The 15743-nt window shown below is 41.2% G+C and carries 14 protein-coding genes; 6 read left to right on the top strand and 8 right to left on the bottom strand.

The window, feature by feature from the left end; genetic code table 11:
* Positions 1-3: 3 nt before the first annotated feature.
* The 3 genes from V7K27_RS03395 to V7K27_RS03385 form a co-directional block, all read right to left on the bottom strand.
* Positions 4-840 (bottom strand): S1C family serine protease, encoded by an 837-nt coding sequence (locus V7K27_RS03395; RefSeq protein ID WP_334944314.1) that lies wholly within the window; start codon positions 838-840, stop codon positions 4-6.
* Entirely contained in the window at positions 822-1055 is a 234-nt protein-coding gene (locus tag V7K27_RS03390) for a hypothetical protein (protein WP_334944312.1), read from the bottom strand. Before V7K27_RS03390 ends, V7K27_RS03395 begins: the two co-directional genes overlap by 19 nt.
* Before the next feature lie 99 nt (positions 1056-1154).
* Positions 1155-2057 carry a S1C family serine protease gene (locus tag V7K27_RS03385; RefSeq protein ID WP_334944310.1) on the bottom strand — a complete coding sequence of 301 codons (903 nt, stop codon included), beginning with the start codon at positions 2055-2057 and terminating at the stop codon, positions 1155-1157.
* Between the two features lie 313 nt (positions 2058-2370).
* On the opposite strand from V7K27_RS03385, the gene V7K27_RS03380 reads away from it, so the two are divergent.
* From V7K27_RS03380 to V7K27_RS03370, 3 genes are all read left to right on the top strand, one after another.
* Positions 2371-2889 carry a pentapeptide repeat-containing protein gene (locus V7K27_RS03380; RefSeq protein WP_334944308.1) on the top strand — a complete coding sequence of 173 codons (519 nt, stop codon included), beginning with the start codon at positions 2371-2373 and terminating at the stop codon, positions 2887-2889.
* Between the two features lie 473 nt (positions 2890-3362).
* Positions 3363-4253 carry a uroporphyrinogen-III synthase gene (locus V7K27_RS03375; RefSeq protein WP_334944306.1) on the top strand — a complete coding sequence of 297 codons (891 nt, stop codon included), beginning with the start codon at positions 3363-3365 and terminating at the stop codon, positions 4251-4253.
* An 81-nt stretch (positions 4254-4334) separates the two neighbouring features.
* Positions 4335-4634, top strand: coding sequence for a ferredoxin (locus V7K27_RS03370; protein ID WP_334944304.1), 300 nt, complete (start codon positions 4335-4337; stop codon positions 4632-4634).
* Between the two features lie 379 nt (positions 4635-5013).
* On the opposite strand, the gene V7K27_RS03365 is transcribed toward V7K27_RS03370, so the two are convergent.
* On the bottom strand, positions 5014-5463 hold the full coding sequence (locus tag V7K27_RS03365; protein WP_334944302.1) for an Hsp20/alpha crystallin family protein: 450 nt from the start codon (positions 5461-5463) through the stop codon (positions 5014-5016).
* A 537-nt stretch (positions 5464-6000) separates the two neighbouring features.
* On the opposite strand from V7K27_RS03365, the gene V7K27_RS03360 reads away from it, so the two are divergent.
* Positions 6001-6321 (top strand): DMT family transporter, encoded by a 321-nt coding sequence (locus V7K27_RS03360; RefSeq protein ID WP_334944300.1) that lies wholly within the window; start codon positions 6001-6003, stop codon positions 6319-6321.
* A gap of 92 nt (positions 6322-6413) precedes the next feature.
* Here the strand turns inward: V7K27_RS03360 and V7K27_RS03355 are convergent, their stop codons facing one another.
* From V7K27_RS03355 to V7K27_RS03345, 3 genes are all read right to left on the bottom strand, one after another.
* A complete protein-coding gene (locus tag V7K27_RS03355) occupies positions 6414-7427 on the bottom strand; it encodes a FecCD family ABC transporter permease (RefSeq protein WP_334944298.1) in 1014 nt (337 codons plus the stop codon).
* Between the two features lie 311 nt (positions 7428-7738).
* Positions 7739-8020, bottom strand: coding sequence for a hypothetical protein (locus V7K27_RS03350; RefSeq protein ID WP_334944296.1), 282 nt, complete (start codon positions 8018-8020; stop codon positions 7739-7741).
* Complete coding sequence (locus tag V7K27_RS03345) at positions 8013-8246, bottom strand: hypothetical protein (protein WP_334944294.1); 234 nt, start codon at positions 8244-8246, stop codon at positions 8013-8015. Before V7K27_RS03345 ends, V7K27_RS03350 begins: the two co-directional genes overlap by 8 nt.
* 1043 nt (positions 8247-9289) lie before the next feature.
* On the opposite strand from V7K27_RS03345, the gene V7K27_RS03340 reads away from it, so the two are divergent.
* Positions 9290-9664, top strand: a complete 375-nt coding sequence (locus V7K27_RS03340; protein WP_334944292.1) for a hypothetical protein — start codon at positions 9290-9292, stop codon at positions 9662-9664.
* 669 nt (positions 9665-10333) lie between these two features.
* Here V7K27_RS03340 and V7K27_RS03335 read toward each other — a convergent pair.
* Positions 10334-11143 (bottom strand): hypothetical protein, encoded by an 810-nt coding sequence (locus tag V7K27_RS03335; RefSeq protein WP_334944290.1) that lies wholly within the window; start codon positions 11141-11143, stop codon positions 10334-10336.
* A 1216-nt stretch (positions 11144-12359) separates the two neighbouring features.
* On the opposite strand from V7K27_RS03335, the gene V7K27_RS03330 reads away from it, so the two are divergent.
* Complete coding sequence (locus V7K27_RS03330; protein WP_334944289.1) at positions 12360-15431, top strand: peptidase domain-containing ABC transporter; 3072 nt, start codon at positions 12360-12362, stop codon at positions 15429-15431.
* The last annotated feature ends 312 nt before the right edge of the window (positions 15432-15743 follow it).

Genomic DNA, 15743 nt, shown 5'->3' with positions numbered 1-15743 from the left:
GGATCATCTCGCCTCCACAGCAGTTTTATCAGACTGCACGGCAACATAAATCACGAATTGCTGTCCACCGCGTAGGAGTTGTAGTGGCAGAGATCCTTTACTGTCATGGAGATTTTTAGTTAAATCATTCATGCTAGTGAATAATCGCCCCGAAACTCCAATTAAAACATCGCCGATTTGCACACCAGCAGTTTCCGCCGCACTCCCAGGTAAAATTGACAACACTAATAAACCTAAGCTACGCCTACCTAAAAGCACAGGTTGCAGTGTGACTCCCAGTTGCGGACGACTATTTACTTGTAAAAAACGCTCAACTGTGCTGCTGGGAACTGCCACAGCCAAACCATTAACAATCATGGTGTTAATTCCCACGACTCGACCGAGACAATCGGCAAGCGGTCCCCCAGAATTACCAGGATACAGCTGCAAATCGGCCATGACAGCACGCGAATTATTTGCATAGATAATTCCAGTTGTCACAGCACCACTCTCAGCAAACGGATTACCCACCGCTAAGACTAATTCACCGACTCGTAGCCCCTCAGAATTGCCAATGGTTGCAGCAGTTAAATTAGTAGCGACAATTTTTAGGGCGGCTAAATCCTGCTGGGGATCAAATTGTGTACGCACTGCATCAAATACCCTTCCGTCAGCCAATTCCACAGTTGCGCGGTTGCTGGTTGCGACATGAGCATTAGTGATAATTAGTCCGTCAGATTGCCAAATTACACCAGAACCGATTCCCAGAGAGCCGCTTTTCACTTTGACAGTGCGATCGCGTAGTTTAGCAGCTACCTCTGTCAATTCAGCAGCGATGTTAGTTAATGTTGTGTTTGCCATGTTGTATAATTTTTCTGAGGTTTCGTGTTCTGATCTCGGCGTTCCAAGTTCTGATCTCGGCGTTCCAAGTTCTGATCTCGGCGTTTCGAGTTCTGATCTCGGCGTTTCAAGTTCTGATCTCGGCGTTTCAAGTTCTGATCTCGGCGTTCCAAGTTCTGATCTCGGCGTTCCAAGTTCTGATCTCGGCGTTCCAAGTTCTGATCTCGGCGTTCCAAGTTCTGATCTCGGCCTTTCGAGTTCTGATCTCGGCCTTTCGAGTTCTGATCTCGGCCTTTCGAGTTCCAAATTACGAATTACGAATTACGAATTACGAATTACAAAGGTCTTTCGCCAAGTGCGATCGCTAACTCAACTAACACTCCACCCCGGACAACTTGCAGGTTGACAGTTTTACCAATGCGATCGCTACTATTGAGCAACGCCAACACATCACCTGTATCGCCCACAGTTACCCCATCGAACGTTACCAAAACATCGCCAAGCAGCACACCTGCATTCTCAGCAGGCCCCGAAGCCTCAACATTAACGACAATTACCCCAGTTGCAGAACTTAAATTGAGAGCAGTTTTCAGGTTCTTTGGTAAGCGTACAGGTTGCATTCCCACACCCAAGTAGCCCTTGGAAATGCGTCCTTTTGATACTAATTGGTCAACCACGCGATCGACTGTAGCAGTGGGAATAGTCAAAGCAGTACCACGCCGTCCCGATGTATTCATACCTACCACAAAACCAGCAGCATCTACGAGCGGACCACCTGCAAAGCCAGAGTAAAGGGTGAAGTCTGGGCGAATGAACTGGTCAATATTCCCGCCACTCATACTCCGCCAAGCACCGCTAACTACACTCACTGCACCCATCGCCGCCCTTAAATCACCTTCGCTACCTCTTGCCAATCCTAATACCAGATGACCAACTTTCAGGGTTTTGGCATCGCCAACTTTTGCCACAGGTATTTCTACATTTTCTAGTTTAAAAACAGCGATATCAGTGCTAGAGTCATGACCAACGAGTGTTACTGGTACAGTGCTACCATTTGAGAGAGTGATGGTGATGTCGTCATAGCGCTGGAGGGACTCATCAGAAGTAACAATGATGCCATTACGCCAGTGAATGCCAGTTGGAGAAACACGAGTACCTCCATTCACCGCAACCACAGCACTTCCAGCTTGTTCTACGGTGTCAGCTAAACTGTTGGATAAAGCCAATAATGAAGACATAAGATTTTTGTGCAAACGTTCTTAGATGTTCATATCGTGCCGTCTTCTACACACAGATGACATCGGAAAAATGGGGAGAATTCATCCTAGAAAAATGGCTAGGATTTATATCAGCTTTTTGGCGTTGCTGAATCAAGATATGAATAATTGGCTTTATCGGCTCTTTTATTGAACCTAATACTAGAAAATTGTTGCTTGATAGCTTTAGAACCTTACAGTCAAAGTCTTTCATTACACTATTTGATAATAATCTCAGTGGCTCTACCAACCATAAAATAGGCAGAATAACCCAACTCATTCCTAGAAATGAATTATGGAGATTACTACTGAACAGTTGCTCAGAAGATATGTTGCTGGAGAAAGAAACTTTGCTGGTATTGACTTGAAGCTTGCTACTGATACAGCTGGGATAGAGTTGTTTAAAGGTGCTAATTTGAGAGGAATCAACCTGAGAGGGGCTAATCTGCACTCTGCTGATCTGAAGGGGGTTGATTTGAGTAGAGCTAATCTTAGTGGCGCTAATTTCTGTAGTGCCAACTTGAGAGGTGCTAATTTGAGCGAGGCTATTCTGGTTGGTACTAACTTGAGAGGTGCTAGTCTTGGGAGTGCTAATCTTACTTGTGCTTGCTTGGAGAGCGCTAATCTCACTAGGGCAAGTTTGAGAGGTGCTAACTTGCTCAATGCGGATTTTAGTTGGGCAATTTTGATTGAGACAAACTTTGGTAGTGCCAGTAACCTAAAAATTAACTCCACTATGTTCTACGTCTTTTTCTGGAAAACCATCATGCCTGATGGAACTATAGAAGTCGGTCCCAGATACAGTGAGCATTAGAGGATGTTTTAAAAGTAGTTTGCTGTGATTTTAGGCACTTATTGATCCCCCCTAGCCCCCCTTAAAAAGGGGGGAACCGGAATTAAAGTCCCGCTTAAAAAGGGGGATTTAGGGGGATCTAAAACGTTTTGTTACCGAGAAGAGGACTTTTAAAATATCCTCTTATAAAGATTTGAAGTAATGTATATGCCTAGACTCGTGAAAAGGAAAATTTCAGTCCACTTTAGTGGACTTGAGCTATTAGCCTAGAACTTAAGTTCTGGGCGGGATATTGGTTAGCACGACACTTTGACTGTTACAAAAATGTAGATAACGGGGAGAAAATATCAAGAACACCGAGCGTATAGCAATACTAAATGAGTCGTGAAAATCTCCGATTCCTCTCTCTGCGTTCTCTGCGCCTCTGCGGTTAATTTCTTTTTACAAATGATTTAGGACTGCTATATTGCATTCTAAGCTGGAATAGCAATCAAATGGCAGATAAACAAATGCACACCCAATCTAGAGAAATCAACTTGCTCACTCCATGTAGAGAATTACCTCTATATGGCAAGAGAATTTTAGTCACAGCACCGAGAAATTATGCTTATAGATTATCTGAACAAATCATCAAACAAGGTGGTTTACCTGTTTTTATGCCTACTATCGAAACCTGCTATTTATCAAACTACACTAAGTTAGATACTGCTCTAGTCCATATAGAAGAATTTGATTGGATTATCTTCACAAGTAGAAACGGCATCACGGCATTTTTTCACCGCATGAATGATTTAGATATTCCTGTATCTGTGGTACAAAAATCTCACTTATGTGCATTGGGAAAAGATGCAGAAAGCTTATTGTCTTTTTGTGGCAAAGTGGATTTAATCCCAACAGAATCTAGCCCAGGCGGAATTGTAGCTGAATTAGCAAAACTACCGGAAATTAACCAGAAAAAAGTGCTGATACCGGCTCCAGAAGTTGTGGGTTTGCCTGAGCCTGATGTTGTACCCAATTTAATTACAGATTTGCAGCAATTGGGCATAGAAGTAACTCGCGTACCCACTTATATTACACAGGGTTTAGACACAAGTATCTACAGTATTGAATTAAACCTGATGCGTCAAGGAATGATCGATGTAATTGCCTTTAGTAGCACGGCAGAAGTAGAAAGCTTTTTGACAATGGTCAACTCGCAAAGCGATTATGAAAGCTGTATTGTTGCATGTTTTGGCCCTTATACAACTGCTAACGCCCAAAAGTTGGGTATGAATGTCTCTATCGTGTCTGCGGATTATAGTTCATTTGAGGGATTTGGTGATGCGATCGCAGAATTTTTTACTCTCAGTTCTAGTTCACACTCAGCACTTGGTGATGTAGGGTAATCAACCACATTTCACTCTAGACTAGCTGCACATAAACCCGTAGTATCGGAAATAGAGTTTATCTTAACTAGGGACTGTTACATGGCAACTTACAAGGTGACATTACGTACTCCAGATGGAGAAAAAACAATTGAAGTCCCTGATGATGAGTACATCCTAGAGATTGCTAACGAGGAAAATGGGTTGGACTTGCCCTATTCCTGTAATGCTGGTTCTTGCTCTAGCTGCACCGGGAAGCTAATTTCAGGTACAGTTAACCAAGATGATCAGAACTTCTTAGACGACGATCAAATTGACGCGGGATTTGTCCTCACCTGCGTTACCTATGCTACTTCTGACTGTGTAATCGAAACCAATCAAGAAGATGCGCTTAACGCTTAACTAAGAAATGTGGATTTAATCAAGAGCAAGTTTTCTCGGATGCGTTAGGACATTTGTCCTAGCGTACCTAAAATCTGAAATGGTGCGTTATCCTACGCAATAACATACTCTACAAGATTTAAAATTTTGCACTTTCCTAATAAATCTGTATAGGCTGAGTAATATCATGTCGGGGTAATTAAGCATAATACCCGGAACCCCAAAGAGCCAAAGCTGCGCTTTAGCTCCCCTAAGAGCCTGCGGGGAGGGGTTGGGGGGTGGGGTTCTTTTATTATGGGTAATTTGGCGGACATGATATAATTCACATTAAAAAGCGCTCCCCTTTTGGAGAGCGCTTTTTATTTAGTTTAATAGATAGCTAGCAGATATCAAGTGGAAATTAGCCAGATGATGCTAGATTAACTTTGACAACTTTATTCTTTTCTTCCTCAGCTTTGGGTAGCGTCAGATTCAAGATGCCATCTTTATAATCTGCCGTGACGTTGGTATTTTGAATTCGAGCAGGTAGAGGAATTACACGTTGGAATTTACCATAGTGGAATTCGCTTTTGATCACACCTTTATCTTCAGATTTTGCTTCAGACTTCCGCTCACCACTCAGGTATACAGCATTTTCTGTAACTTGCAAATCCACGTCTTTAGCTTCAATTCCCGGAAGTTCTAGCTTCAGGTGAATTGCATCTTCAGTTTCTTTTAACTCAGCAGAGGGAACTCTAGATAAACCTCTATCGAAAAATGCAGTTGCCAAAGTATCTTCATCAAATAAGCGATTGATTTGGCGTTGTATTGTGTTAAATTCTTGCCAGGGGTTCCAGCGTACTAATGTCATATATCTACCTCGGATAATCAGTATCTTTGCTGTCGAACTAATTGAGGATTTGATTCCTTTCTTTGTTCTCATAGTATTTAAAAATAAAAGTGGTGTAAATTCGGTTTTTATCACCTGATTTAGGAAGATTACCGAATCAAAAATCTCCTTAATAACAAGTACGGTAATTTTCAATAGGTGTGTTCGGTAAACTCTACAACAGCAGACTTGAAATATAGCAATTATATTTAAAACGTCGGTACGAGCGTCACCCGCGCCCTACTTTTAAAGCTTGCTAGAACACCAATTCAGTAAGGAAAGGAAGAACCTCTCCCCCAACCCATCTCCGTTTCGGAGATGGGAGTTTGACTCCCACTTCCCTTGTAGGGAAGGGGGCTGGGGGGTTAGGTTTTTGATTACTGAATCGATGCTCTAGGCGTAGCGTATCCTACAAATATTTAGTATATTCATGCAACTAATGATCATAATTAGACCTGTTGTATTTTTTGAATATCACAGAGATAATAAGAAATTCCTCACAAACTGCTGATAACAGATATGTCAACAAGTTGGATTTACCTTATCGCCGCAATCCTCTTTGAAGTTTCAGGCACAACTTGCATGAAGTTATCGCAAGGATTTACTAAAATAGTTCCTTCGGTATTAATATTTGTCTTCTATGGACTTTGTTTTAGTTTTTTGACCCTTGCTCTCAAGAGACTTGAAGTGAGTGTGGCTTATTCTGTCTGGGCTGGATTGGGAACTATCTTAATTGCGATCATTGGTATTATCTGGTTTCGGGAATCTGCCACATTGATAAAACTTATGTCGATCGCCTTAATAATCATGGGGGTAATTGGCATAAATGCAAGTCAATAAATGAGTCTAGGAAAGTACATTTGGATTCACTGATAAAAGTGTAGACACGCAGTGCAAAGCCGGAAAGCTTTCGTGTCTTCTCCGAGCTTGAGTTATTTATTAAACCCAGCAGAACGACGATAAAGTAACCAGATAAATAAGGGTGAACCCAGCAAGGCAGTGACCGAACCTACTGGTAGTTCTACTGCTCCTAGTCTAGAGAGTAAATCGGCAAAAGTCAGTAACCATGCACCTGCAAGGGCGGAAAGTGGTAAAACAAAGCGATGATCTGTACCAACGATCAGGCGGACACCGTGAGGAACAACAAGACCAACAAATCCAATCAAGCCACTGATGCTGACTGCACCTGCGGCTAATAGAGTGGCGACACCACCAATCAAAAGGCGCGATCGCGTCAACGAAACCCCCAAACCCACAGCCAAATCATCTCCCAAAGCCAGCACATTTACTGATCGCGCCAGCAAGCATCCCGCGATCAATGCCACGATGATATAAGGGCCAGCCGTAGCAATTTCTTGCCAACCCCGTCCATTGAGACTACCAACCAGCCAACTCAGCGCAATTTGAATTTGACCGTCTTCAGCTAAAAGCAGCAATGTACTTTGGACAGCACCAAATAAAGAACTCACCGCCACTCCGCCTAAAATCAACCGTTCAACTGAAATTCCCGATCCCGAACGACCGATCAAAATCACGATCGCTGAAGTCAAAATTGCTCCCATCCACGCTGCTAAAGGAATTGCGATCGGGAATATTTGCCACACGATCATCAGAATCACAATTAATCCTGCACCTGCTGAAATGCCCAAAATAAATGGATCGGCAAGACTATTGCGTAACATTCCTTGCAGCAGTGCCCCTGACATTCCCAAGGCTGCGCCGACAATCAGAGCAGCTGTAATGCGCGGGAGGCGCAAATCCCAGAGAATTGTCTGTTTAACCGGATCGCCTTTGCGGAGTATAGCTTGCCAAAATTCTGACATACTTAAGGGTACTGCTCCTTGAGAAAACGACAGCACTAGCGTTACCACCAGTGCTGTACCAAAGAGTAAAACAGCCCAAAATACGCGGTGTTCAGTAAAAATTGTCTGAAATGGTCTAGTCAAATTCCAGTCTAGTATTTTTATTCACTATAATTCATCCCAAACAAAGCTGCATTTAAACAGACCTCAATTAGAAAAGTTGCCGCCAGATTTGATATCAGCAAAAGTTTCGTACAAAAACTGATTGATTACAGGACTTACGCAAACAATAGCCAAAACCCTGACTTTAATTCAATTGAACATTGGTGGTAACAACTGAAAGCTGTGTGGGACAAATATCTGTAGAGACATTGCAATGCAACGTCTCTACATCGGTAGAGCAAATTATCTTATCTAAATCGTATTCGTTCAGGGTTAGCTCGTGAAAATTCACTTCAATTATTTTCAAACCTAGTCGAATACCCTAACACAAGTAATTTCTTATGCTTACGCTTATTCTTATTCTTGAGGACAATCAAATAATTCTCAACGTAGCGAAAAGCAGCTGCACAGTCGTAATCAGCAATGGCTATAGCTTGCAAAAAAACTTTTGGGGGAATTTCAAACCCTAAAAATTTTTCTATTAAAACTAACAAATTTTTATCTGTGGCAGGGAAAGTAGTTGTTTCTGCTCCTTCTGAATCATGAAATGTATCATCAATTAATGCTTTATACACTTTGTACCTCCCCAAAAGCATAAGATGCAAAGCCTGTGATAAAGTTTAGCTGCTGATCGCGAGTTTGTAAGTTAACTGGGAGTTCATTACTAGGACATCCGATCTCCCGTAAAATCTCCAAACAATAAGTACTGAATTGAGTGTATGGAGCTTGCTCCAATTCTTGAGCTACTTCTAGAGCCATCTCCAGATTGACTTGGATAACCGTCTTTACAGGGTTGGTCATAAACACGCCCTAATAAACTGGATGCTCTAAGTTTTGATCACAAGTACAAATAGCGTAACAGTGTTTTTGCGGAATTTATGAAGAAGGGAAATTAAAGTATCAGCGCATTTGCGGTAATATATCCAAAGTTACGCTCTCCTGGACCCAGAGCTAGGCAATTTCGATCTAACTGCGATCGCTCGCGTCGTACCCCTTCCCTACGGAATGCTACGCGAACGGTGAAGCAAGCTACGCCTAGCGGACGCACCAGAAGACGTTGGCGTAGTTGGCGGTTCGTTTAAAGCGAATTGGTATAAGTAGGCGTGAACAATTAACCCCCAACAAAAAACTTGCCGCTTGATAAGTAAGTGGGTCAAATTAAATATAAAACCTCACCCTGCCTCCGGCTTCCTTCTCCGTGAGTTCGGAGAGGGATTGAGGGTGAGGTTTGATCTTATGTTTAATTACACCTACCTACTGAGTTGCTCTTTACTTAAACTCACGGAATTTGTTAAATTTACATTCTGTAACATAACTTGTGTCTTGATATTAAACATAATCATGTTACCTTTTCAAAAAATATTTTATTGCTTCCCAATATTTCCGGCACAAAAGTGCCTGCGTTTTTGAGAAACCTGAATCTTTACGCATTTTTCTTTTACCAGATTAGTACCTACGTATCATACAGATATATGCACTATAGAATATCCCGGCTTTTGAGTAAAATTTAATGCCCAACACAGTCAATATGCGGAGAAGACAAGGGTTATATTCAGCGCCGGAAACGTTCATTTTCCCTAATAGATATTATGGCTAATTTGTAGACTGTGTAAGCTTTACAGCTATATTAAAGGGAATTAATATTAATTATCTTTATATATATTTAATCAGAAATTTATCGTTTGGATCGTTTATCTTTATATATGTTTCGTCAGAAATTTATCGTTTGGATCGCTCATCTTCACGATGGTTTATCAGAAGTTTATAGTTTGAATCATTACAAGATGCGAGTATTACATAGATCGAATAACTTTTGTTCTACACAATTATAAAGGTTATAAAATATGTCAATTATTGTTGGTACTCCTAACAATGACTTTTTGTTGGGTACTAATAGTGACGACCTGATTGATGGTGGTGCAGGCAATGACACCTTTAAGGGTGGTCAGGGTAACGACAGCATTAATGGCGGTGATGGCTTTGATACCGCAGACTACAGTAACTTGGGTAAAAGCATTACCCTCTCAGGCGTAGGGACAATTACTAAAGCTGGTGGTTTGGGAACAGACACAGTTTTTAAAGAAGTCGGAAGTCGGAAGTCGGAACTCGGAAGCGATGCCCTGAGCTTTGTCGTTCGCGCAGCGTCTCTAAGAGTTGGGTACAGTTTTGTAACGGGGATAAAGACTCATTGCCACAAAACTTCAAGCCGTCCTTTATGACGGGGTTTTAGACCCATCTTTTTGATAAACAGGGCATTGGAGAGCCAGTCGCGTGGGCGAGTTTCCCAACTTGAGCGAACTGGCGTCATTGGTAGCTCTTTCCCATGCCCAAAAACTCTACCCACAAGGGGAGCGAGTTTTTTATCAGCCCGCGTAGGCGGACTTGGTTTGTGTAGTAGCGAATTCTATGAGACTGTTGACCAATTGATAGGGGGTCTAACCCATCAGCCCCAATCCATCTTAATTTCTTTAATTTCAGTGCGTTTCAACGTACTTTAGCTATTAGCCCGCAATTTATTGCAGGGCCCGAAAGCAACGCTCTCAGCGAGCTTTTATGGATGGGGGGTTTAACAAGAGAGTGAATTCGCCAACAGTCTCATTCTATTCCCCCAATACTTTTCAAACATCCTCTAACGAGTAATGTCCTAAAATTTTTATCGAACAGAATTCAGGAGTCAGAATTCATTCTGAATTCTGACCGAAAAAGCGGATAAATAACTGGGTTTAAGACCCCCACCAAATCATACATTTGGTGGTCTTAAATCAGTCGCGGGTCTCTCTTACAAAGTTGCTCCTCTTGGGGAGACCCCAAGACCGCAATGCAGCGCTGAATCCCCGACTGATTGATTGGTGAATTCTGAATTCTGGATTCTGCATTCTTCTTCAATGTCAAGATAATTTAGATGCTCTCCCCCTGAATACAAAGCCAATTACACCACAAGATAAAAGTAAACCTAAGTTAGTTGAAGGTTCAGGTGCTGTGACTGTAGCTCCTGTACTCATAAGTTCTATTAAACTGACAGTTGTTGTGTTAGCAAAAGAACGTTGCAGAGAACCTTGAACATAAGCTGTAGCATATTCTTGCTGTCCTCCAAAATTATAATTGGTAACTGGATTGCTGAAAGTAAGATTTCCGCCGTATTGAATTGCAAGAAAATCGTTATTACCTGGGGTACTTAAATTTCCGATCAGGCTAAATATGTCTAAAATACTCTGACTAGCGGTATCGACTAACGCAAAAGATATAGCTCCAGTTGCTTTTGCACTTTCTGCTGGAGGGTTATCTATTGCTGTTAGCAGGTTGAGAGTAGCTGTAAAATCAAAATAGAAAGGTGTACCTGGATTTACAACAAAGCTACCAATCACTTGAGCCTGACTTTCTGCTAACCCTAAGTAATTACTACCTGCACCTAATGCTTCGCTTAAAGATGAACTGGATACTTCCGTTGGATCAACTATAAACAACCCTTCTGCGTTAGCCAGAGCTTGTAATATGCCATTTTGAGCAATGACTATGGCGGTGGTATTAACGTCAGTTGTAGTCTGGGAAGGACTTTGATTAAATCTGGTAAATGCTACTTCTGTTTGAGCCGAACTAAAAGTAGCAGCCTGACTGGGTAAGGTTGCTAACATAGAACTTGCGATCGCTGAAGTAGCCAGCAGCAAAAAGTTCTTTACCACTCCGATATATTGCTTCATAAAATTGCCTTTTTGTGCTTTTATTACAGTTGCTTTTTTGATAGGTCTATTGAGTTTGCTTAGTAGCGAATATTGACAACCAACACGATCAAGCTTGATAACTTTTCCAGATGCTTTTGCTATGTATGTAGGTAATCATTGGTTCTACTGCTCCCCTGATGCTAAAACATGAAAACTAGGATCTTATAGAGAAGTTTTAAAAGGTCAAAACTCACTCCAGGTAAGGAATACAGGCTATAAAACAGTTGTATTTGTTCGACCCCATAAAGGGAGCGATAGAGCCGTTTTTTTTGGTTTACAATTATCATAAAAACGTTTAATTGTAAACCAAACTCTATCAGTAGATGCTTGACGCATCATTGACTTGAGCTTGTCTGTAAACTCAAAGTCTTTAGCTAAAACAGCACAAAGTTAATCTGTTGGTAAGAATAACCAACATCTTTATTGTCCATCCAATGTCTTAGAGCTTTGTTGCGAATAAATAAAGCAGTTCTCAGAGCTTCATCTAATGAATTACACTGAATCTGTTTACATTCTAATTTAGCTTATGAGACTAAATATCCACCTATTAACCACAAAAATAATATAGTACAATCTAGGTTATAGTTGTAATTTTTTGAATGTAACTTTAAGTAATCTTTAAGTATAAGCAGAAAAAGATAGACAGAAAAATACATAATTAATGAAGAAATTTTAATTTTTTATGAGAAAGTAAGTATAGTTATGGAATAATTAACCTATAAGCCTTAATTTCTTTAAGGTTTATAGGTTAATTGGCCAGTGTACTTAGTCGGATCATAAGAATTACTCTCAAACCCAAATAATCCGCACTTTATTTTGCTATCTGGCAAAATAAAGAGTCAAATAAAGTCCTTTATGGTTTTTCGGCTTGTTATTTCTGGTTTAGTGGACGTTGGTTATGCATTAAGTTCTATATTATTGCCTCAAAAGAAGATTTATCGAAACAGAATTCAGGAGTCAGGAGTGAGAATTCAGTTGGGTATTATGTACGAAAAAGCGGATGATAATCGGCGTTTTTGCACCAATAAATTGAAAATTTATTGGTGCAAAAATTCAGTCGCAGGTCCCAATCCCAGACTGAAAGATTGGGACCGGAGCTTGTCGTTTGTCTCCGGCTCCGCTCCTGAATTCAGAATAGCTGAATTCTGACTCCTGTTTTATTTCAATCCAGTAGCATATTTCTAGAGGTGAATGAGTGCTTACTATATTTTCTGTGCAAGATTTGGGTAAAGAAATTACCTCTTTTTTGGGTGAACAAATACCACAAGCAGACCTAGAAAACTGCTTGGCAACATTAGAAATCGTCGAACCATCTTTAGCAAAGCAATTTTGGCGATTACAAAATGCGAGTCCAGGAGTTTATATTGTTCTGGAAGGTAAAGTTAGATTATTAGATAGTACTGATAATTTAATTACTACCCTGACCATCGGAACAACCTTTGGTGAGGGGACATTGTTTACCAAGGAAGATTGGCAAGTTTATGCAGCTAGGGCTTCTCATGGATTAAAGCTTTGCTATCTTCAAGGAGAAGTGCTGCAAGCTTTGATATATAAGTATCCTACTATTGGCGATCGCCTATTTGTTCGGGCTGAACTTTGGGATTTATTGCTGAGATATTGTGCCACTGCACCACAGCATCCAGCTACTTTGCCAGCGATATTGCAAGCATTATCTCTATTTGAGCGGCATCATCTAGAAATTGGTTCCCTACCACCAGAATTTTACCAAGATAGCCAGTTGTGGATTCTATATCGAGGAGAACTGACAAATTTTGATGGGCGTAAGCTGACGGCTACACAAATGCACGTACCAAAACAAGAGGGCTGGCAAGTTACACAAGCCTCAGTTGTATACCTGCTGAAAAAGGCTGATTATTCTTCAGCACTGCAACACTGGCCAGACTTAGTAGTATTCACCAACTCACAGGTAATTTCCGTAACAACTGGTCGAAAAATCCAGCCCAAACCCTTCCTTGCAGCACCAGTTAGCCGGGAACACAAAGTTATTCCCTTTCGCACACAGTCAGCAGGAAAACAAAAACCTCAGCCAAAAAAACAACGCCATTTGTTTCCCAGTCCCAAGGTGAAAGCTAGACATTGGTGGGGACATTTAACTAAGCAATATCCTTTTTATGCCCAACAAAGCGCCTCTGATTGTGGTGCAGCTTGTTTAGTGATGATTGGTCGCTATTGGGGGAAGAATTTTAGTCTCTCGAAGTTGCGGGAACAAGTTAACGTTAACCGTGATGGTGCATCTTTGCGTGAACTAGGAACAGTAGCCGAAACTCTCGGTTTTACTTCTCGACCAGTAAAAGCCAGTCTTGACAAATTTGCAGAACAATGTTTACCAGCGATCGCCCATTGGCAAGGTAAGCATTTTATCGTTGTTTATGAGATTAGCCCTAAAACAGTAACTATCTGTGATCCTGCCATCGGTCAACGCACTCTCAGCCACGCCCAATTCCTAGCTGGCTGGACTGGTTATACCTTATTACTGCAACCTACCGTAGACCTCAAAGACGCACAAGAAGCTAACAACACTCCCTGGCAGTTTTTTGAGTTGGTCAAACCCCACTGGAAAGTATTGTTAGAGGTATTTATAGCTTCGGTGGTGCTGCAAATCTTTGGATTAGTATCACCCATATTTACCCAAATTCTACTAGACCGGGTTCTTGTCCAAGGCAGTATTGTCACCCTCAATGCTGTCATCGTCGGGATGCTAATTTTTGGTTTATTTAGTCTTTTCATTAACGGGATACGGCAATACTTACTAGCACACACAGCCAACCGGATCTCCGTCTCTATGCTGGTTGGATTTATCAAACATACCTTCCGTTTGCCCCTATCGTACTTTGAATCCCGTTATGTCGGGGATATAGTTTCCCGTATCCAAGAAAACCATAAGATTCAAAATTTTCTCACAGGAGAGTCTCTATCAATCCTGCTGGATTTAATGACAGTTTGTGTTTATCTGGTAGTGATGTTTTGGTACAGTTGGCGCATGGCATTAATGGCGCTGCTTACCATACCACCATTTTTTATTCTGGTATTCGCTAGCACAAATATCTTGCGTCGGATGTCGAGGGAAATTTTTAGTGCTAGCGCTCAAGAGAATAGCTATCTGATTCAAGCACTGACAGGAATTCGTTCTGTGCGTTCTATGGCCATCGAACAATCAGTGCGTTGGCGTTGGGAAGAACTCTTAAATAAAGTAGTCAAAAAAAGTTTTAGAGCTCAAATCATCAATAATCGCCTGCAAATCATCAGTGGTGCCATTAATTTATTCACAAGTACAGGCTTACTCTGGTTTGGTGCATGGCAGGTAATTAATCAGGAGCTTACTATTGGACAATTAATTGCCTTCAATATGTTGTTGGGTAATGTTATTAGTCCATTCCAACGCTTGGCAGTTGTCTGGAATCAATTACAGGAAATTATGATTTCAGTAGAACGCATTAATGATGTTTTAGGTGCTGAACCAGAAGAAGATTTACAAACTCAAGAACGCCAGCCTATTAAGTATTTACGTGGTCATATTCGCTTTGAAAATGTGACTTTCCGCTATCATCCAGAAAGTGATATTAATATTTTAGAAAATATTAATTTGGAAATTCAACCAGAGCAAACTGTAGCAATTGTTGGGCGTAGTGGTTCTGGGAAAACTACCCTCACTAAACTGATTTTAGGCTTGTATCCACCAAGTGATGGCAAAATATTAATTGATGGTCAGGATATCACAACAATTGCTTTGAAAAGTTTGCGATCGCAAGTTGGTGTAGTTGACCAAGATACTTTCTTATTTGGTGGTACTATCAAGGAAAATCTGACTATCGCGCATCCCGAAGCCACTCAACAAGAAATCATCCAAGCAGGGAAATTAGCCGGAGCAGACGAATTTATTCAAAAACTACCAATGGGTTATGAAACCCAAATCGGTGAAGGCGGTGGACTACTTTCAGGGGGACAACGCCAAAGAATTGCCATCGCTAGGGCATTACTAGGAAATCCCCGCTTAATCTTATTAGATGAAGCAACTAGTCATCTGGATTCGGAATCAGAAAGAATAATTCAAAACAATTTCCGAACCATTCTCCAAGGAAGAACTAGCATTATCATTGCTCACCGTCTTTCCACAATTCGCAATGCAGACCTCATCCTCGTTTTGGATCGTGGAGTCTTGCTAGAGTCTGGCACTCATGACGAATTAATCGCCAAAAAAGGCCATTATTACTATCTCAATCAACAACAATTCAGACAAACTGGTTAAGAGGTTGTTTGAAAAGTGTTTCGCTGTGACTTTAGGCAGTTTTAGATCCCCCCTAACCCCCCTTAAAAAGGGGGGAACCAGAATCAAAGTCTCCCTTTTTAAGGGGGGAACCAGAATCAAAGTCCCCCTTTTTAAGGGGGGAACCAGAATCAAAGTCTCCCTTTTTAAGGGGGGAACCAGAATCAAAGTCCCCCTTTTTAAGGGGGATTTAGGGGGATCTAAAACTATTTGATACCGACAATAGGACTTTCAAACATCCTCTAAAGCCTCGGCTTCTCGACGCGATCGCTCGGCTTGAAATTATTTGAATTT

The organism is Nostoc sp. (assembly GCF_036919575.1).
In the GTDB taxonomy this organism is placed as follows: domain Bacteria; phylum Cyanobacteriota; class Cyanobacteriia; order Cyanobacteriales; family Nostocaceae; genus Nostoc.
This window is presented reverse-complemented; position numbering and strand designations above follow the sequence as displayed.

Excerpts from the sequence above, each read along its gene's own strand:
- V7K27_RS03375 (WP_334944306.1), top strand. The coding sequence starts at position 3,363 with ATGGCAGATAAACAAATGCACACCCAATCTAGAGAAATCAACTTGCTC.
- V7K27_RS03370 (WP_334944304.1), top strand. The coding sequence starts at position 4,335 with ATGGCAACTTACAAGGTGACATTACGTACTCCAGATGGAGAAAAAACA.
- V7K27_RS03335 (WP_334944290.1), bottom strand. The coding sequence starts at position 11,143 with ATGAAGCAATATATCGGAGTGGTAAAGAACTTTTTGCTGCTGGCTACT.
- V7K27_RS03385 (WP_334944310.1), bottom strand. The coding sequence starts at position 2,057 with ATGTCTTCATTATTGGCTTTATCCAACAGTTTAGCTGACACCGTAGAA.
- V7K27_RS03340 (WP_334944292.1), top strand. The coding sequence starts at position 9,290 with ATGTCAATTATTGTTGGTACTCCTAACAATGACTTTTTGTTGGGTACT.
- V7K27_RS03360 (WP_334944300.1), top strand. The coding sequence starts at position 6,001 with ATGTCAACAAGTTGGATTTACCTTATCGCCGCAATCCTCTTTGAAGTT.
- V7K27_RS03345 (WP_334944294.1), bottom strand. The coding sequence starts at position 8,246 with ATGACCAACCCTGTAAAGACGGTTATCCAAGTCAATCTGGAGATGGCT.
- V7K27_RS03395 (WP_334944314.1), bottom strand. The coding sequence starts at position 840 with ATGGCAAACACAACATTAACTAACATCGCTGCTGAATTGACAGAGGTA.
- V7K27_RS03380 (WP_334944308.1), top strand. The coding sequence starts at position 2,371 with ATGGAGATTACTACTGAACAGTTGCTCAGAAGATATGTTGCTGGAGAA.
- V7K27_RS03365 (WP_334944302.1), bottom strand. The coding sequence starts at position 5,463 with ATGACATTAGTACGCTGGAACCCCTGGCAAGAATTTAACACAATACAA.